This is a genomic window from Stygiolobus azoricus, from assembly GCF_009729035.1.
GTDB lineage: Archaea > Thermoproteota > Thermoprotei_A > Sulfolobales > Sulfolobaceae > Stygiolobus > Stygiolobus azoricus.
The window spans coordinates 137,215-155,246 of sequence record NZ_CP045483.1; the positions used below are offsets into that span (position 1 = coordinate 137,215).

Consider the following 18,032-nt stretch of genomic DNA (forward strand, 5'->3'; position numbering starts at 1 on the left):
AACTATTTGTAATGTTACGTTTTAATTCCAGCGATATTGTACTAAAATTATTACTTAGAGAATTAGTCATTATAGACTAGCTTTTGTAAAAGTCCATTAGTTAGAAACAAATTTATATTTAGAAACTAATAGTTCAATTCCGAACAAACATGAAGAGTGAATGGATTGCTTTGTCCAACACCAGCATCGCAATATTCATAGCCTTTGCAAATTACAACATGATAATTATCGCCTTGCCCCAAATATTCAACAGTCTAAGGTTTAATCCAACAGCTCCTGATGCACTGGGTTACCTAATTTGGCTAATTTTAGGATACATGGTAGTTACGTCTTCTTTAGTAGTCACATTCGGCAGAATATCAGATCTCAAAGGCAGAGCAAAGTTATACTCCCTCGGATTTCTGATTTTTGCAATATCTTCAGGTCTATTATCTACGGTAAACGGCTACGGTGACAGTGCAGTTCTCGAAATGATAATTTTAAGACTTTTCCAGGGTGTAGGCGGAGGCTTATTGATGGTAAACAGTGCGGCAATTCTTACTGACTATTTCCCGAAGAACGAATTGGGCAAGGCTCTCGGTCTGAATCAAGTATCGGGACTGGTCGGCGGAGTCGCAGGGTTAATTATAGGAGGTGTTCTTTCTGTGATAAACTGGAGATACATATTCCTCTTGGACTTCGTAGTTGGGATTATAGGAACTCTTTGGAGTTTCAAGTCCTTGAGAGATGTTCAGAAACCGATCAAACAACCGTTAGACATAATCGGCAATATCCTATTCGCACTTGGAATAACTCTACTCTTGATCTCAGTTACTTACGGTCTTTTACCTTATCATAACCAACAGCTGGGTTGGGGGAATCCCTTTGTAATCACTGGCTTAATTATCTCCTTCTTGACAATAGGTATGTTTGTTTTCGTGGAAAGGAAGGTTAAGAACCCTATGTTCGACTTATCCTTGTTTAAAATCAGGGATTTCTCCGTAGCTAACTTCACTAATTTTATCGCCTCTATGGCGAGACAAGGAATACTTCTAATGATGCTCGTCTTATTACAAGGAATATGGTTACCGCTTCACGGAGTGCCTTATTCCCAGACGCCTTTCTGGGCGGGGCTTTACTTAATACCTAACACGCTCGGATTTGCAGCGTTAGGCCCGATAAGCGGTATACTCTCGGACAGATACGGGTCTAAAGTACTCACTTCGTTGGGCCTCTTCATAAGTGCACTAGGGTTCTTTCTACTCTCCTTATTGCCATATGATTTCCAGCTCTGGCAGTTCTTCGCAATATCCTTCCTAATGGGGGCAGGGATGGGATTGTTCTCTTCACCGAACATGGCTGATATAATGGCTTCAGTACCAGTACAAAAGAGAGGAGCTGCTTCAGGTATGAGGGCTTCGCTACAGAACACGGCATCGGCTATAAGTGTGGCCCTTTATTTTAGTGTAGTAATTACCGGTATGGCTGCCACACTAAACTCTTCAATAGAATCTGCTTTGTCCTCATACGGCATTCATTTAAATGTAAACTTACCTGCAGCAGTCGCTATATTCTCCGCTTTATTAGGCTATGATCCCCTTTCTAGCCTGGCTTCCTCATTACCCACGTCTGTAGCTTCACATATAGATACGCCAGCCTTCTTCATTACAGCAATAGCCCCTTCTTTCATTTCCGGATTTAGGTTAATGCTAAATATATCAGCTGCGTTATTAGTATTGTCTGGAATATTATCACTAGTAAGAAAAGGTGTTAGAGTTGGAGAAATGGGAAATCGTGTTGAAAGGACACAAAAAGCTGAAAAAGCTCCTGCAGATTGAGGCTGAAAAACTCGGGCTTACGTATACTGAAGTCCAGGTCTTGCATTACCTCACTGAGGGAGAGAAGAACGTAACTTCCTTGGCTAAACTGGTAGACGTAAACAAGTCCACTATGGTGGAAGTGCTTGACAAACTGGACAGAATGGGTTATATAATTAGGGAGAGAGACGCGGAGGACAGAAGAGTTGTAAGAGTTAGGATCACAGAGAGTGGAGAGAAAATTCTTGAACAAGTTAGAGCGAGATACAGGGATTTGATTAACTCATTACTTGAAAAAGTAAAGGACAACGATAAGGTAGTAGAGTTCTTTGAAGTCATCATGGAAGAAGAGTGTAAAAGAAAACCTCAAGTAAATGTAAAGGGAGAAGTAGAGTAGTAAATTTAATTGATCTTTTACAGAAAAATTTCTAGTCATTTTATATGGATTCCCGTTATAATGATAACAAAATTATCAATACTATTAACGTCAAGACCATGTAAAGTATATACCATTGTATTGAACTATTGACGAAACTTCTTCCAAACACTTTTCCTATTTTTCTAAGATTCCTTCCTAGCCTCACTATTATCGCCCAAAATACATCAGTAGAATCCGTGTTTACGTAAACACTTTCATGCTTCAGAATCTTTCTCAGCATTAATCTCACGTTATTAGATAACGCAAAAGCGGTGAATTCCTCTTGGTCTCTTACACCATTATTCCAAACGTTCACTCTCCTCACTTTAGGTTTTCCAAACACAACATAAGTAATTCCTGATAAAACTACTATTAACATGAATACGTATAAGGGCGATATGCCTCCGAAAACTTTCCCTTGGTATTGGGTTACTATTAGACAAAACATGCCTAAAGAAGTCAAAGATGTCTCATAAGGGTAAATAATATGAGGCATTATAATTCCGAGCAGCAAAACCATTAATCCCGAAACGAATATTATCGAACTGACTCTTTTCTCATAATTTCCGTTATTCCGGAAAAGATTAATGTAAGATAATAACTTTAACATAAAGGCTGTAGCAAAGCCCTCACCCATTGCTACTGTAAACCCTGAGACTATGAAGAGTACAGATAACATGTTGTGAAGAAGATAAGCGAGGATGAACAAAAGCTCTAAGAGTAGCCAAGAAGCTATTCCTCCTAAGTTAGGTAAAAGTCCAGACATAGACGATGTAGCAAGAGATAGTCCGAGCGTGTATAATCCGCCCCTGAACTTTTTGGTGAAGGAGAACGCGCTAGAGTCTTGCAGACTTGTTGCCAAAAAGAGACCTGTTTTCGCTATAGAGTGTGCAAAAACGTAAAATAATACACCATAAAACGATATGTGTTCTATCTGAGTCATATTAAGAGACTTCGCGAACATATATATAGATAAAGCTGCCACTATAGCCCCATTATTCTCGGCTGTACTAAAAGCCAGGCTACCCTTAATGCTTTCTGATACATAGGCATATAGTGCACCGAAAAACACTGTTATCGATCCCAAAACCAAGAGGATTAAAGGAAAATATAATGGGATAGTTTGTGTAAGAATACCTAATTTCAAGATACCGTATACTCCCATTAGAGTTATGGTAGAGCTGACTAGTGCTGACATAGTAGAAGGGGCATCTCCTTGGGCAATGGGTAACCACTCTGCAGCTGTGAAAGGAATTATACCCATCTTTATTAAGAAGCCCACAGTGGCCAGCATAAGAGGAATAGGCGAAGTCAAGACCATAAACGACGATCCGCCCGCAACAAGAAACGCCGACAACAAGAGAACCGTACTTACCTCACTGAAGGAGATAAAGACGAAGGCGGAGCCGAAGTTACCCCTTTTTCCTAAGTAATAATAAATGGGTATCGACATCACTTCCCATCCTACAAGGAATAGTAAGTACTCATCAGCATCAAGTATAGTTATCATTCCAGCTATTGAAAGTGTTATAGCCTCTTCAAGGAGTGTGTCTTTACGGTTGAACAATGAAAAAATTGATATTAAAATCCATACTAAAGAAGAAAGGAGACCAAAGTAGGATGTAATGCTCGTAAAGTTTGTTAAAGAGTAGTAGGTGAGAACTGCAGAAACAACTATAATCCCAACATAACCTAGTTTTCTACCGAATATAGATAGTAAGGGAGGTATATAAGCAAGTAGAAGGAGAAGACTGTTCATTCTTTCACCCTCCTTAACGCGTCTAAAATTGTGACTGGATTAGGCGGGCAACCAGGAATTATTACTGTAGCTTCAACAGGTACACTGTTTCCTATGACCCCTCCAGATATTGCACACGCACCTAGTAGTATGACAAGTTTAGGCTCTGGCATAGCGTCGTAAGCCTCTTTTATTACATCCTTCATCTTCTCCGTCAACACTCCCATTATTACTAGCGCGTCAGCATGCCTAGGTGTATTAGTGAAGAATATTCCAAATCTCGTCATATCATATTGAGGGGAAGCAATTAACTTTAGTTCGAGATTGCATCCACCACAAGTACCAGAATCCACCACGAAGAGGTAAAAAGAGCGCTTGAAGAGTTTTTCAGTTTTAGCCACAGTGGAGATATAAGGGTTCATATTAGGCTTGTAACTAGGATAACATCTCCTACAAAACACACATTTCTTAGCGTCCCATCTTCCTTTTTCTATAGCATTAGTCGGACAATTAACTTCACCACTACCTTGAATCTCGGTAGACCACTCAGCAATTTCTTTCGTTTCCTTTTCTGTAATGACTCCACGTTTAATCCCTTTTATGAACCACCAGTTCTTCAAACTAGCCTCACCCCTATCTCACTTACCCAGATACCAAAGCTTTCCCAATTAAACGGAAAGTCCGTAAAGATAGTTCCAACCACGCTTTTCAAAAAAAGATCAAGATTTATAGAAGATGGATAAAGAAATAATATCTCCTCAATAATGTCGTCGTTTATTTTAACGTAATATGCGAGATCGCCTGAAGGACTTTCGACCCGGGCTAGCCCTTCCCCTTCACCGCGTAATTTATTACTTTCCGTTGAAGAGATCTCACGTAGGTTATTTATAATATCTCTAATAAGTATAGAAGATTCCAAAATCTCATATCCTCTAACTAGAAATCTTCCGAACGCATCCCCTTCTTCCCTAACAACAGGACTTATATTGAAATCCTTATAGGGTAGGAAGTCACTGTCAACTCTAGCATCGTAAGGAAAACCTGAAGCCCTTGCTGCTGGACCTATAGAGTTTTCGTCTTTCAGTTTCCCGTTTGATTGAAGTCTGTCAATGAAAATTCGGCTCTCTATTAGTCCTTCAAATATTGTTTCGAACATTTTTTGAATCTTTTCAATCCGCCTGTCTATTCCTTCAAAGTTACACTTTACATCATTTATTTGATTAACTCCAAAAAAGTACCTGTGCCCGCATGCGTTTCCTATAATTCTATTTAACTCCTCAACTAATGAAAGGAGCTCATAAGTAGGTACAGATAGCGAAGCCATCTCAGTAAGTCGTGAAATAACAAAGAGATGATTTCTTATTCTTTCTAGTTCCAACTGTATAATTCTTCTCATTTGCACTTGATAATCTTGATCGACATCTAATGCATCTTCTACTGATAACAGAAAAGACAAAGTATGTGATGCAGAAAAAGGAGCATTTATTCTTTCGATCCTTAATAAAGCGTCATTCACATTAAGCCCTCTTACTTTAATTATTCTGTCTTTGAACGAGGTCGCATCAATGTCCAGTATCCTCTCACCGTCGGTAATTATATCAAACTTTATGCTCTCTAATAAACCTCCGGTAGAGGGTCCATAAACGAATTTAAAGCTACCATAAGTCCTCTCTCTTTTAGGTCTTTCAATCTCACATGTCTCCTCAGTGAGTTCCCGCTCATACAAACAGTACTTGCCTAGTCTCCCTATCTTTCTACCTTTTCCTCTATCACTCCATTTGTAATACTTCATTTCTACATCACCACTAAGAGGTACAATATTCCTATCATAAGCGATATGATTGACGAGACCAAGGAAATAGAGGACATTAATGGTGGTTCATTTACTTGCCTATTGTCCATGTCTTTGCCTGAAAATACTACCTTGCTCACGTGGTAATTTATTGAAATAAACTCCAATGGGATAATGATTAAGAGGGTTGCAAATATCGAGAAAAATCCTCTCTCCAGCAAGCTTTGTAGTATTAGGAATTCACCTATAAAAGTCCCAAAAGGCGGAGTAGCAGTTACAGCTAACGAAGATAACAGTAAAGAAGAAGATGTCAGCCTTAACTTACTAACTCCTTTCAACTCGTCTATTCTTTTCTCCTTTAAAACCTTCACGAGAATGCCCGATGAATAGAAAGCTGAGGCTTTACCGAAAGCGTGTGACAGTAATAGTATTAAAGCACCTATAGGTTGCCCTATAACGAGTCCTATTAGAGCTAAGTTCATATTTTCTATTGTAGAGTACGCGAAAAGTCTTTTTATATTCCATTGATTGGATAAGATAATCGAAGACGTCAACATTGAAAGTAAGGAGAAAACTAAGTATAAGTTAGTTAGAGGGTCTATCTCGTACACTCTATAAAGGACGTATAAGGCTGAAGGTAATAATACACCAGAAAATAACGCACTGATAGGTGAGGGTGCTTCACTATGTGCATCAGGTAGCCAAATATACATAGGGAATACCCCTACTTTAGTACCAAAGCCTATCAATGCTAATCCTACTGCTAATCTCATTATTTCACTGGATTGATGTAAAGATAGGATCGTGGATACCGTGAGCGTATGGTACTGATAGTAAATTAAAATAATTGAAAATAGGGCTATAGTCACTCCCGCCGATACTATTATTATGTACCTCCAAGTTGCTTCCAAGGAAACTTCTGAGTATTCGGTAGCTATTAAAAGCGCGGATGTGATAGTTGTTAGCTCAACCCCTATCCACATAAAACCATAATTATTCACAGAAACCGTAAACAACATAGAAGACACAAAAAAGTTCAGTAAAACATAGTATATCTTTGTATTAAGAATTCCACTGGGTTCTGCGTCACCAATATACTCTAGGGAATATATAGACGAAAGTAAGTATATCGAGGTTATCATTAAAGTGAAATAAGTGGTGAAGCTGGTGACGTAAAAGAATCCTGATATAGGCAATAAGCCCTTCTCTATAAACAATATTACTGATAATAATAGGGAAATAATTGAGGTTATTATTGTAGATATTCTTAAAACTCTAACATTGAAAAAAACTACATTAGAAAGAGAGGGTATAAGGATCGACAGTATTAAAAGTAATTGACCGTTCTCCACTTCTGTTTCACCCCCTTAATTCTTCTATGATTTTGTGTTCCTCCTTAACCCGTGTGAGGACGGAAGATATGATTATCAACCCTAAGACGTCTAAAAATATACTTACTTCTATCAAGAAAGGAATTGGAATTAAAAATATACCGAATAATACTAGAGAATTTTCTTCTTCAATATATCCTAAGATTTGTGAGACAGTGCTTTTTCTACTTAGAATTAAAAAGAGACCTTGAAAGAATAGCGCAAAAGAGAAAACTAGATCATAAGAATTGTTTGCATTTAGTAAGGAATTATACTTAGAAACAACTAAATAGTATAGTATTAGTGAGGCTGTTATAAAGAAAGCTAAGTCAAGTATGAGTTCTGAGGCAACCCCTCTCGTACTTTCTCTATAACCATGAATCTTTTTTAATCCTTTTAATAGAAAGAATGTGATAAGAGCACTTCTTACAAATATGATTATAATACCGAGAAAAACATAGTCCGAAATTCCGGTTATGAAAGCTAGGTAGAAAGAAAGGGCTGATATTAGTCCTGATTGTATAGCTTGAGCATAAATTTGTGGTTTAAAATAGGCTTGACCTTGGATATAGAAAGCCACCAAAATTATAAAAGAGTTAATTAGTTGTATGATTTCTTCCATCACTCTCCACCTTGTAATACTGTTAAAATTAAGGAAAAGAGGGAAAGAAGAAAGGCTACAGCTAAAAAGTCCTGAACCTTAAATAGTCTCAACTTCGCTAATGTCGTGTTAATTATCACCGCTATTAGTATTAATAACATCCACTTTCCGAACATAATTCCGACATCCTCAATAGCTCCTAGAGGCCCCTTTATCAAAAACCATGGAAATAGAAAGACGTTAAGTAAGACTGATCCTAAGAGATACTGTTTTATGTAAGACCCCCATTTCAAAATGGCTAATAATTTTCCGCTGTATTCATAGAGCAATCCGTCGTCTATCATACCAAGTTCACTAAGACCAGAACTTTCTACAGGTAATTTCCCAGTTTCAAAAAGCCATAACATAAAGAAAGATACTGATATGAACACATGAGCGAGAGATAAGTAATGCGTGATATCCTTAGTTAAATATGATAGAGTAACGTATGGATTGTTAGTACCAGTAATTAAGGCTACTCCAAAAAACACTGTGATCAGTGTAGCTTCTGATAAGAAAGCAAAGGAGAGAATACGACTGGCGGATAATGCAACAAAATTACTACCACTTTGCATCGAAGCCAATATCTTTATGAACGATGCTAGGGAAAATAGTAAAGCACCACCTAAGAAGTCTACTGTTGGAGTAAATAGTACGGGCTGAGGGTAGACTACCGGTATTACAAAGGATATCATTAGGTAAATAGAAAACATAACATAAGGAGAGAAAATAAATATCTCGGAACTTGTTGTAGGTACTAATACTTCTTTCTTTATGAGTTTGTATATATCATAATAAGGTTGAAATATGCTTGGACCTCTCCTACCTTGTATTCTAGCTAAAGCTTTCTCATATATACCCTGATAAAGCGGAGACAATAGTATAACTGAAAGGACTTGAACTATCGTTTCTTCTACTATGTAAGCCTCATTTGACGCCATACTTCTCACCTTTTAGAGAAGTAGGCGTCATCAGCCTCCATTAAAGGAGGCGGTTCGGGGCATTCACCCACGGGGTGACGCCATACCCCGCCTCACGTGTCAGCAAATATATCTTTATTTCACGTCTTAAATATGTTGTTTATAAACTCTAAAGACAACTTTTGTATTTGTCATTGAGATTTATTCACTACTTCGCCCTGACGTGCATTCATCATTTATCAGCAAAGACCAATTCGCACATCTCCAGAAATATCCTTTTCAAGACTAAAAAACTTCTAGTACTTATCTCCTCAGTCTGTTGCCGCCTATATGAATCCCATTCCTCTCGTTACTACCAAGTTGCGATACCACTATACCACTAAACATAATCCCTATCCCTAGCATCACCAGAAAGTTGACCTCAATTACACCCCTAATATAGTCAACTAATGTGCTGAATATAGGTATTGAAAATATTAAGACTACTATCTTAGTAACCTTTTCCATCTTAAGCATCATATTCCATAACAAGAACATTACCAGTCCACCTAAAAAAGTACTGTAAGAGAACGAGATTAAAAACGAAGATGAAGGGTCGAACTTATAGTCAAAAGGTATCATGATTAGAAAGAATAAAGAACCTAAGAGAAATTGAGATGCGTTAACCATTAACGGATTCAAGTCCCTTAGCTTTCTGTAATAAACCGTAAACATTGCCCAAAATACAGCGTTAGTAATCGTCAGGACTGCACCTATCAATGAAATGTGTAGAGAACTAGTGTATACTATGAGCCCTAAAAATCCTATAATAATTCCGATTGTCTCATTAATTGAAGGTTTTTCGTTCAAAATGAAATAGGATATAGGGATAGCAAACAAAGGCATTGTATAGCTGAGTACTGCAGACTCTGAAGGGGGGACGTATAGTAACCCGTAACTCCACAAGGCCGTGCTTGTGGTCGTGAATAGGCTGAGTAAAAGAATATCCTTATTAATTAACAGTTTGCGTGTTATGGAGAATAGTATAATCCCAGATATTAGGTACCTCATTCCCATGAACACGGGAGGAGAAGAATATTCCAACCCTTCCTTAGTGAAGGAATAAAGAAATGTGCCTATTATAACGTAAGGTATTAAGTACACCGAGAGTAATTTATTCAATACCAATCGCGACTGAGACTCGAGTTTACGTTTATAAAATTTATGTATAAGAGTACTTTAATTGCTAGTAAAGTATAAGTTACTTAAGGTCAAAGTTTTTAACGTATCTTCGTCGTAACCTCTTGTTACTTATAGACCATTCTTCCGCTTCCCATGTTAAGAACGTAACGCTTTATGGTATTTCAACCTTTACCAAGTAAATTTTAAATACGAACAAAATATGAATAAGAAATGAAGCATGCCGCGGTAGTCTAGCGGTCTAGGATGGGGGCCTGTCGAGCCCCTGACCCGGGTTCAAATCCCGGCCGCGGCGCTGAGTGGGGGAATACCCCCACGTCCCCAATGGTAACACACATCTCGGTTACCCTCCTAGCCTCCCTCAACCTCTCTTGCGTTTTAAGAAGGGTTTTAGGCCAGTTTTTTATTCAAGTACCAAGAGAGCGTATTCAAGTCGATATAGTTGTTCTCGCGTGAAGTATCCATTTCATGATTTTTCAACCTCTCCTTTTCTTTAACTTTACTTCTATATTGGAAGAGGTAAAGTGATACTAGTTTTTTAAGGGGTTTTAGTCCTTAGCCTTGTCAATCATGTTTTCTATTTTATTTGCAAAGTCTCTATGAGAATGCTCCAGTTTATTCTAGGACTATCATAGGGTTTTATCTTGAGAATTATTTCATAACCTTTCAAGCTGTTCACGTATTCCCTCACTTGTTATTATGACAGTAGGGGTTAGTCATGCCAGATCAGAAGACTTAGCTTCAGTTAAGGGCTTCGACCATGTATCCCAGTTGGAGAGTATTACTCTCCCAAACTAGTAAACCTATATAGGGAAATGGCCTAAAGAGGTACAAAACCCAAGTGAGTCTTCTCTAGAACAAGTAGTTTAGAATTAGTGAGAAGTATCTTTTACACAAACCTATATTATGAATAGTTTTAGGTAGATCATTAATTTTAGAGCTTCCTTAATTTGCTTTCAAGCAAGAATATTTAACTTTTCCACTAAGTCTCTGCCATTTAATTCCATCTCCTTAACTCTCTCCATAGGGATATTTTAATAAGTAAGTAGTGTATTTTTCCAGTTCTTACTACTTTTAGTTACGAAAACCTTACTAAACGGATTTACCATTTTTAAATTATATAAAAAACTTAAAAACCAACAACTGATAGAATTTAATTTGAAATGACAGATCCTCGAGGGAGCCCAAGTAAAAAAAGTCCCGATGTATACTCAAAAGTAGCTGAATTGACAGCTAGAATAGACAGACTTCCTACAATGGTCTTACCCATCTCAGTTATTCTTGCTTTGGCCTTCGGTTATTTCATCGCACTTTATGACGTCATTGATATTGGTGTAGCATTCTCCGGTACATCACTTCCTTATACTGGGTTAACAACGTCCGAGGCAACTACCGTAGTGTCAATGGGATTATTCGGTTATATACCGGGTGCCATAATCTTGGGATATCTGGCTGACAAGGTAGGAAGGAAACCTATGCTAATTTTTACGGCACTTTTAACTGCAGTTGGTAGTCTTGGTAACGCTCTATCAGTAAACTATCCTATGTTTCTCGTTTTTAGGTTTATTACTGGGATGGGTATAGGTGGTGACTTAATTCTCGTACCTACTTACTTGGTAGAAATGGTACCTGCTGTTAAGAGGGGTCAATACTTCAACCTGGTATACATAGCTGGATGGGCAGGGCTAGGATTAGGTCCCTTCTTAGCATCTCTAATAGACGTTTTAAACCCAGCAATAGGTTGGAGAGTAATATTCCTAATAGGTGCTACTTTAGCTTTTATAGTACTCGTTATAAGGACTCACGCAGACGAGACAGTTAGAATGCTAGCCTTGAAAGGAAAAATAGACCAAGCTGAAGCGATAGTTAGAAAGATGGAGGAAGAAGCAAAGGTAAAGGCTGGAGTAGCTGAACTCCCGCCTTATAACCCTCTACAGTACAAAGTAGAAGAGAAAAATCCTTTTGCAGTGTTCCGCAACAAGAAATATGCTATAAGAATAATCTCTGTCATGTTATCTATTTTCTTCTTCTACTTCGGCGAGTACCCGTACTTGACCGAATTCCTGCTTTGGGTTAATAGCGTTTACGGTAACGACAAAGCCTTAATTAACGAATACACTGTGTTGTTCGGAACTGCTGGTATAGGAACTTTTCTGGGAGCAATAGCCCTTAGGTTCATAGTCGAGAAAATTAGGAGGGCAATTCTGACTACTATTGCTTATGCTGTTGGTATGTTACTAGGAGTTTTATTGTCAGTGTATTTTGTGCTTCAAAACAATACTACTCTAGCTTTTGCGGCAATGTTCTTAACGAACTTCATAGGGGTAGGTTGGAGTAATCAAATGAACTACCTTAACGGTACTGAAAATGTCCCTACTTATGCAAGAGCTACATCCTTTGCATTTTCGGACGGACTTGCACATCTAGGAGCTGCTATCTCTACTGCAATTATCTTTGGCTTTATACCGACTTTAGGATCTCTTGGGACTTGGGTATTATTCCAGGTACCGATGGTCTTAATGGGAATAGTGCTAATATTCGTTTTACCAAACACTATAGGACAAAGTCTGGAGAAAGTAAACGAGGCAGAAGCAGGAATTTGAATTCGAGTTTAAGAAACATCTTGAAACATCTTTTTTCCTTTACTTTGCGCTCTCCAGGACTTAAAATAAATTTTTTCCTTTTTTTTAACCTCCTACTTTAGTCTCCTTTGCTAATAACTTCTTTACTTCTCTTTCTAACCAAAAGTCTCTTGGGGTTAAGAAAGTTATCGCAACTCCCCTTTTTCCCATTCTCCCAGTCCTACCAATTCTGTGTATATACGTCTTCAAGTCCTGAGGAGCGTCAAAGTTGATAACCTTGTGGACTAACGGTATGTCAATACCTCTGGACGCAACATCCGTTGTTACGAGGATATCATATTCCCCTCTTCTAAACGCATCTATGTTTTCGTTTCTCACCCTTTGAGGTAAATCACCCCTTAGTTCTACAGCGTTATCTAGTAAGTGCACTAATTTGGCTACCCTACTTCTAGTCCTCATAAATACGATAATTCCGCTGTCTTCTTCCTCCCTTAAACTCCTAACTTTTGACCTCCAATCATCTTCTACTTCAAGGAATTTGTGTTCAACGTTAGCTAGTCCCTCACACACATAAACCCTTTCGGGATTATCCACAAACTTAGATGCCAAGACTTCTACCTCTTTGGGTATAGTAGCTGAAAAGAGTCCCGTTATCTTCCTACCGGTCGTATGCGATAAAATCATCTCAACGTCCTCTATAAAACCCATGTCTAACATCAAATCCGCCTCATCCACAACCACTATCTCGAACTCCTCTAGATCTATTTCCCCTTTTCCCCATAGGTCTAATAATCTTCCCGGGGTAGCAACTACAACGTCGGCACCTTCTAACTCTCTAAGTTGTCTGTTGTAAGGCATACCTCCGTATATTTCAGCCACTTTTATCCCCTTGTATTTACCGATAGATTTAATGTGAGATGAAACCTGCCTGGTGAGCTCCCTAGTAGGGGTAATCACAAGTGATTTATACCCGAGTTCTACAATGGGAATTCCGAAGGCAGCTGTCTTTCCGCTACCGGTTTTAGCTCTTACTATTACGTTTTTCCCGCTTAACATTAGCGGGATTGTCTTTCTTTGAACTTCAGTAAGTTCGCTGAAGCCCATTTCTTTCAAAGCTTTATCTACTTCTTCACTAAACATAAACGCTAAGTAGTCCCCGTAATTAATAAGCTTATAGGTGTATCGAAATTAGCGCGGGAGATCATTTAGCCGCTAAGAGGACATTCTTAGCTTGGGTGAGAACATCCATAGCTTTAATGGGATTCGGATTTGTTATAGCCAAGTTTCAAATTTTTCTACACGTTTTAGCCCACGAACCTCTGACATCATCATCCCTTCTAGGAGGTGTTATAATGATAATCATGGGAATAGCTACGCTTCTTTATGGTTTCTACGAGTATTTGCAGGACGAGAAGCAGATAAAAGAAAACAAGTTTGAGGTTGAATTAACTCCTATGTGGATTTATACTGGACTATTAACATTATTGGCGGTGGCTCTAGTGGTGAGCCTTTACATCAGTGCATACCCGTAGACTCTTGGGGTCTTAGGTTTAGCGTTCATATTCAAAATTATTGCCCTTTTGATGGTTATTGGAATCTCTCCGTTTAGTTTTATTTCATTTCCATTGATACTTCCCAATACTTTAAAACCGCCAGCAACTACGTGAACGTTACTAGCTTCCGAAGCCCATTTGAACTTATTGACATTTTTGATTACGTTAGTAAGGTTAATGCCAGGTTTAATTAGAGCAGTTACGCCTTCTATTTCTTCGAGCTTCACATTACGTAATGCAAAACCTATCCTAGTTCCGGGTTGAACAGCTTGCTGGTCTTCGTCAAGCACTTGTATGCTTTTTACTTCCACTTCTTTTTTCATCGGTAATGCAACGAGCTTATCGTGAGCCTTTACTTCAGTCAGTGCAAAACCCAGAACTACTACTCCTACACCTTTTACATTGAAAGCCCTATCTATATATACGTAACCAAGATCGCTCACCGGCTCGTCTATTTCAACGAACTCTGAGATCATGTTACTAATTGAGAGCTCTTTAAAGACCTTGCTGAAGGTCTCTCTATCAGGAGGCGGAATAACAACTCCTTTTAACCCCGAAGCTTCAGCTAATAAAGCGAGTTCGCCTTCTATCGCGGTAAGTTGATTCATGACCAGATAAAAGGAAGACGATATTGAGAGAGCTTCAGCTTGGTCTAGTAGCTTAGTAGGAGTTAAAACTGACCTGATAAGCTCGCCTATCTTTTTGTAGTAAATATTGTTCTCCGTTTTCTTGCCAAGCTTTTCTGCAGTCTGTTTTATCAACTCCTCATTCGAAGCCAGCACAGTCGTTATTGAACCTCTCAGCATAAGTGAGTAAGAAAAGCCAGATTTAAAAGACTAGCGTAAAATACGCTACTAAGAAATATACAAACAATAGCATTATTGACTCCTTTAACCCCAAGTTCTTGTCCATAAGTATGAAGATCGCAAAAGTATTAGCTATTAATGTCGCAACTATCTCACTCATCCCAGGCTGAAGGCTAACGTTGTTAAACAAGCCTACTATCGCTAAGAGCACGGTAGCGTTCTGTATCTTGCTACCTACGAAGTCGAATATCGCTAAAGACCCTCCGCGTTCAGAGGTGGTCGTGAGTCGTATTGCTGTTATTGTTTCTTCTAACTCACCGGCTAACGGGGTTAATATTAATGCTAACCAGATTGAGGGTATGTGGAAATAACTAGAAAGTTCAGCCACATCACCAATGAAAGGCTCTGAAAAAAGGATTAGCAGAAATGCACCCATAACTAAGTACAGTGTAGCCTTTATTATTTCCTCGGTTTCAGGTTCCTCTCTGTCCTCTTTTACGAATTTCCTCACTCTGTAATAAGTATAGTAACCGTACAAACTGAGGAGGGGGATTGATGTATAAATGTCCAGAGAACCGTATATCAAAACGATTAGGAGCAACAAGGTTGAAGCGATCAGAAATCTATGCTCCACCGAATAGTCCTCAGCAATTACGAGATTTTTCTTCCACCTCAAGAAATTGTAAATCCCGAGTAAGCCTACTCCAAATGTAAATAGCATTACGTTTCCGCCTATCGCAGAGCCTAAAGCTATATAGGGTTCACCCCTTATGGAAGCAATAATTACAAAGATAGTTTCGGGTAGTGCTGTAAGTAGACCCATTATTATTCCGCCGGCCATACCTTGTCCCATGAATTCTTCAAGTTTCTCTGCACCTCTAGCAATGAGTTCTGCAGATAAAACCAGAATTGGGAATATTATCAGTAAATTGCCAACTATCAATACGCGATATAATCAGCTCTTACCCCTTTAAGCTTTTACGAAATTAAATGAATATTAGCTTATCACTAATAATTTTACTAACTCAAACTAATACTAAGTATTTGCAGACCCTCTATTTCGAGTAAAGAGATATTGTAGACCTAAGAGAAATTATAAAACTAAGTTACGGATGTCATTATTTTCTCTACGGTACTCTGCCAGTACGAGCTCGATAAAAAGAACGGAAGGTCGAGAACTAATAGAACAACTGTGCCAATAATAAATACCGAAAGGTAGGGTAAAAACGCTATAACCTCTAGGAGGCCAAAAGGGATAATAGATAAGAATGAAACCAAGAACCTGCCCGCAGTTATTGTCTGAATATTTTGGAATGACGCACGGTAGAACCTCGAGTTTAGGGACATAACGAAAATCGAACTTAAAGGTAAATCTACCATAACGGTTAAGCCGAGAACAACCTGACCGCTCAATACTTCAAAAAGACCTATTGGTAAAAGGACTACGACTAGGACTATAGCCTTACTTATGAGATAATTCCTGAAGAACTCCAAGGGAGTCATAACGTTCATGTCTAACCATATCGGTTCGCTAATTAGTGCGGAACTTGATAATGAGACAGTTAAGACCCACGTTATGATAATGACGTAAAAATTAAGAGTAAAAATTCCAACTATTTTTAGAATATAAACAAAATATGTCACAGAACCAATTAATGAGGTAATTAACAAAATTTGCCATAACTTAACCCTCTTAGTAATGTATGTTGTAGTACCCATGAAATTAACCCGACCACCTACTTCCAATACGTTTAAGTTTTTAACTAACATAACCAAGAGAGGATTCCTTACTTTAGTAAAGTTAATCTGTTGCTTAACCTCACCTTTTTCAGACGTTATCATGATATTAGAATAATTTGTGAAGGAAAACCTCTTGATGGCTAGAAAGAATGAACTTAGGGACAACGTTATCAGTAACGAAAACCCTATCGTATCATATCCGACAAACATGGACATAGGACTAAAAGGAAATCCAACACCTGCTGACAAGAACCAACCACCAATTCCTAAAGCTACGAGCACTTTCCTCTTCATACTGAATGAATAAGTTATGGCTGGAAGTGAAGCTGAGATCAAACTCAGAAGAAATGGAATAAAGATACCATATAAGCCTATAGATAGTACGAACCACGATACAAAAAGGATTGAGAGAGCCAAATTAACTACTATGGAACCAATAATAACTGAAGTGACTAGCATTCTATCGTCTATTGGAAGCATTGCCAGGAAATCACTATCGGATTTAGATACCATGCCAAATCTAGTGTTAAATATTGATGTGGCTACTAGGATCGAGGAATAAAATATAGAGAATAACGAAAACTCTGTTATTACATGAGGTGGCTCAAAATTATAGCTTGGCAAGGTCATTACTACTAAAATTGCCGAGATAAGAACGTAGAGGATGAAAGATCTTTTAGGAATCCGGGAAAAAATAACAAATTTTATGAGTTTACCCCACATTACTCATCAACCTTGCCACCACACTTTCTATCGGTTCTTCCTCTTTTCCCATAGACTTCAAATCTACTATTGAGCCACTCCATATTACAGAGCCTTTAGATATCACAATAACGTGATCAGTTAACCTGGTAGCTATTGACATAATATGAGTTGAAACTAAAAACGTAGCGTTCATTTGCCTCAACATACCTATTACTTTTTCCTGAGTAGGTATATCAAGATAGTTAAGGGGCTCATCCAATAAGACTATTTCAGGATTATGAAGAAGTACTAACGCTATCGCGAGTTTCTGCTGATTTCCTCTTGAGAGCTTACCGGCTTGTATATTTTCATATTGAACCAAATCTAGTTTCTCCATCATCTCCCTAGCCTTCTCTTTAGGGTTAGGTATACCTCTTAGCGCAGCTATATACTCTAAATTCTCTCTTACTGTGAGTATTCTATATGGCATCGGATCTTCTGGCAGATACCCCATAATCCTCTTCACTTGTTTATCCCCCGGCTTCAGACCTTTAATGAAAACGTCGCCTTGATCAGGCTTTAACATTCCAGCTAAAATCTTCATGGTAGTGGACTTACCTGCACCATTAGGACCCAGAAGTGCATATCTACCGCCGCAAGGAATAGAAAATGAGAGATCTCGAAGGGCTTCTATTGAACCAAATCTCTTATAAACGTTAACCAGTGTAATACAATCCATACATAAGATTTCTAAGTTGGTTATAATTAAACATATTCACCAGATAATAGAACTGCATAGAAATATGAAAATTTT

At 38.3% G+C, this 18,032-nt stretch carries 16 protein-coding genes, 1 tRNA gene and 1 riboswitch; of the genes, 5 read left to right on the forward strand and 12 right to left on the reverse strand.

Annotated elements, in window-relative coordinates:
- Nucleotides 1-149 precede the first annotated feature (149 nt).
- A complete protein-coding gene (locus D1868_RS00770; RefSeq protein ID WP_156004864.1) occupies nt 150-1,817 on the forward strand; it encodes an MFS transporter in 1,668 nt (555 codons plus the stop codon).
- The gene (locus D1868_RS00775; RefSeq protein ID WP_156004866.1) at nt 1,756-2,193 is read left to right on the forward strand and encodes a MarR family winged helix-turn-helix transcriptional regulator; all 438 of its coding nucleotides are present in this window, start codon (nt 1,756-1,758) and stop codon (nt 2,191-2,193) included. The genes D1868_RS00770 and D1868_RS00775 overlap by 62 nt, the downstream gene beginning before the upstream one ends.
- Before the next feature lie 55 nt (nt 2,194-2,248).
- On the opposite strand, the gene D1868_RS00780 is transcribed toward D1868_RS00775, so the two are convergent.
- From D1868_RS00780 to D1868_RS00810, 7 genes are all read right to left on the reverse strand, one after another.
- Nucleotides 2,249-3,973 (reverse strand): proton-conducting transporter transmembrane domain-containing protein, encoded by a 1,725-nt coding sequence (locus D1868_RS00780; RefSeq protein ID WP_156004868.1) that lies wholly within the window; start codon nt 3,971-3,973, stop codon nt 2,249-2,251.
- Nucleotides 3,970-4,572: an NADH-quinone oxidoreductase subunit B family protein gene (locus D1868_RS00785; RefSeq protein ID WP_156004870.1), complete on the reverse strand. Its 603-nt coding sequence runs from the start codon at nt 4,570-4,572 to the stop codon at nt 3,970-3,972. The genes D1868_RS00780 and D1868_RS00785 overlap by 4 nt, the downstream gene beginning before the upstream one ends.
- The gene (locus D1868_RS00790) at nt 4,569-5,744 is read right to left on the reverse strand and encodes an NADH-quinone oxidoreductase subunit D-related protein (RefSeq protein WP_156004872.1); all 1,176 of its coding nucleotides are present in this window, start codon (nt 5,742-5,744) and stop codon (nt 4,569-4,571) included. The genes D1868_RS00785 and D1868_RS00790 overlap by 4 nt, the downstream gene beginning before the upstream one ends.
- 2 nt (nt 5,745-5,746) lie before the next feature.
- Nucleotides 5,747-7,096: a proton-conducting transporter transmembrane domain-containing protein gene (locus tag D1868_RS00795; RefSeq protein WP_156004874.1), complete on the reverse strand. Its 1,350-nt coding sequence runs from the start codon at nt 7,094-7,096 to the stop codon at nt 5,747-5,749.
- 7 nt (nt 7,097-7,103) lie between these two features.
- On the reverse strand, nt 7,104-7,736 hold the full coding sequence (locus D1868_RS00800) for a hydrogenase (RefSeq protein ID WP_156004876.1): 633 nt from the start codon (nt 7,734-7,736) through the stop codon (nt 7,104-7,106).
- Nucleotides 7,736-8,695, reverse strand: coding sequence for a respiratory chain complex I subunit 1 family protein (locus tag D1868_RS00805; RefSeq protein WP_156004878.1), 960 nt, complete (start codon nt 8,693-8,695; stop codon nt 7,736-7,738). Before D1868_RS00805 ends, D1868_RS00800 begins: the two co-directional genes overlap by 1 nt.
- A gap of 14 nt (nt 8,696-8,709) precedes the next feature.
- A riboswitch (Fluoride riboswitch) is annotated at nt 8,710-8,792 on the reverse strand.
- Between the two features lie 185 nt (nt 8,793-8,977).
- Entirely contained in the window at nt 8,978-9,841 is an 864-nt protein-coding gene (locus D1868_RS00810; protein ID WP_231112406.1) for a DMT family transporter, read from the reverse strand.
- Nucleotides 9,842-10,075: 234 nt separating this feature from the next.
- Here D1868_RS00810 and D1868_RS00815 point away from each other — a divergent pair.
- Both D1868_RS00815 and D1868_RS00820 read left to right on the forward strand, forming a co-directional pair.
- Nucleotides 10,076-10,148, forward strand: a tRNA-Asp gene (locus tag D1868_RS00815).
- 868 nt (nt 10,149-11,016) lie between these two features.
- Nucleotides 11,017-12,456, forward strand: coding sequence for an MFS transporter (locus tag D1868_RS00820; protein ID WP_156004880.1), 1,440 nt, complete (start codon nt 11,017-11,019; stop codon nt 12,454-12,456).
- Between the two features lie 84 nt (nt 12,457-12,540).
- Here the strand turns inward: D1868_RS00820 and D1868_RS00825 are convergent, their stop codons facing one another.
- On the reverse strand, nt 12,541-13,575 hold the full coding sequence (locus tag D1868_RS00825) for a DEAD/DEAH box helicase (protein WP_156004882.1): 1,035 nt from the start codon (nt 13,573-13,575) through the stop codon (nt 12,541-12,543).
- A 95-nt stretch (nt 13,576-13,670) separates the two neighbouring features.
- On the opposite strand from D1868_RS00825, the gene D1868_RS00830 reads away from it, so the two are divergent.
- Complete coding sequence (locus D1868_RS00830) at nt 13,671-13,967, forward strand: YidH family protein (RefSeq protein WP_231112407.1); 297 nt, start codon at nt 13,671-13,673, stop codon at nt 13,965-13,967.
- Here the strand turns inward: D1868_RS00830 and D1868_RS00835 are convergent.
- The 4 genes from D1868_RS00835 to D1868_RS00850 form a co-directional block, all read right to left on the reverse strand.
- Nucleotides 13,946-14,794, reverse strand: a complete 849-nt coding sequence (locus D1868_RS00835) for a translation elongation factor (protein WP_156004886.1) — start codon at nt 14,792-14,794, stop codon at nt 13,946-13,948. The genes D1868_RS00830 and D1868_RS00835 overlap by 22 nt on opposite strands.
- Nucleotides 14,795-14,816: 22 nt before the next feature.
- Nucleotides 14,817-15,737: a sodium:calcium antiporter gene (locus tag D1868_RS00840; RefSeq protein WP_231112408.1), complete on the reverse strand. Its 921-nt coding sequence runs from the start codon at nt 15,735-15,737 to the stop codon at nt 14,817-14,819.
- A gap of 158 nt (nt 15,738-15,895) precedes the next feature.
- Nucleotides 15,896-17,158 (reverse strand): hypothetical protein, encoded by a 1,263-nt coding sequence (locus tag D1868_RS00845; protein WP_156004887.1) that lies wholly within the window; start codon nt 17,156-17,158, stop codon nt 15,896-15,898.
- Nucleotides 17,159-17,246: 88 nt separating this feature from the next.
- The gene (locus D1868_RS00850; RefSeq protein ID WP_156004889.1) at nt 17,247-17,957 is read right to left on the reverse strand and encodes an ABC transporter ATP-binding protein; all 711 of its coding nucleotides are present in this window, start codon (nt 17,955-17,957) and stop codon (nt 17,247-17,249) included.
- Nucleotides 17,958-18,032 lie beyond the last annotated feature (75 nt).

Bases quoted from the DNA above. Each gene is read 5' to 3' on its own strand.
- D1868_RS00770 (WP_156004864.1), top strand. From the start codon at position 150: ATGAAGAGTGAATGGATTGCTTTGTCCAACACCAGCATCGCAATATTC.
- D1868_RS00780 (WP_156004868.1), bottom strand. From the start codon at position 3,973: ATGAACAGTCTTCTCCTTCTACTTGCTTATATACCTCCCTTACTATCT.
- D1868_RS00790 (WP_156004872.1), bottom strand. From the start codon at position 5,744: ATGAAGTATTACAAATGGAGTGATAGAGGAAAAGGTAGAAAGATAGGG.
- D1868_RS00800 (WP_156004876.1), bottom strand. From the start codon at position 7,736: ATGGAAGAAATCATACAACTAATTAACTCTTTTATAATTTTGGTGGCT.
- D1868_RS00805 (WP_156004878.1), bottom strand. From the start codon at position 8,695: ATGGCGTCAAATGAGGCTTACATAGTAGAAGAAACGATAGTTCAAGTC.
- D1868_RS00820 (WP_156004880.1), top strand. From the start codon at position 11,017: ATGACAGATCCTCGAGGGAGCCCAAGTAAAAAAAGTCCCGATGTATAC.
- D1868_RS00825 (WP_156004882.1), bottom strand. From the start codon at position 13,575: ATGTTTAGTGAAGAAGTAGATAAAGCTTTGAAAGAAATGGGCTTCAGC.
- D1868_RS00835 (WP_156004886.1), bottom strand. From the start codon at position 14,794: ATGCTGAGAGGTTCAATAACGACTGTGCTGGCTTCGAATGAGGAGTTG.
- D1868_RS00850 (WP_156004889.1), bottom strand. From the start codon at position 17,957: ATGGATTGTATTACACTGGTTAACGTTTATAAGAGATTTGGTTCAATA.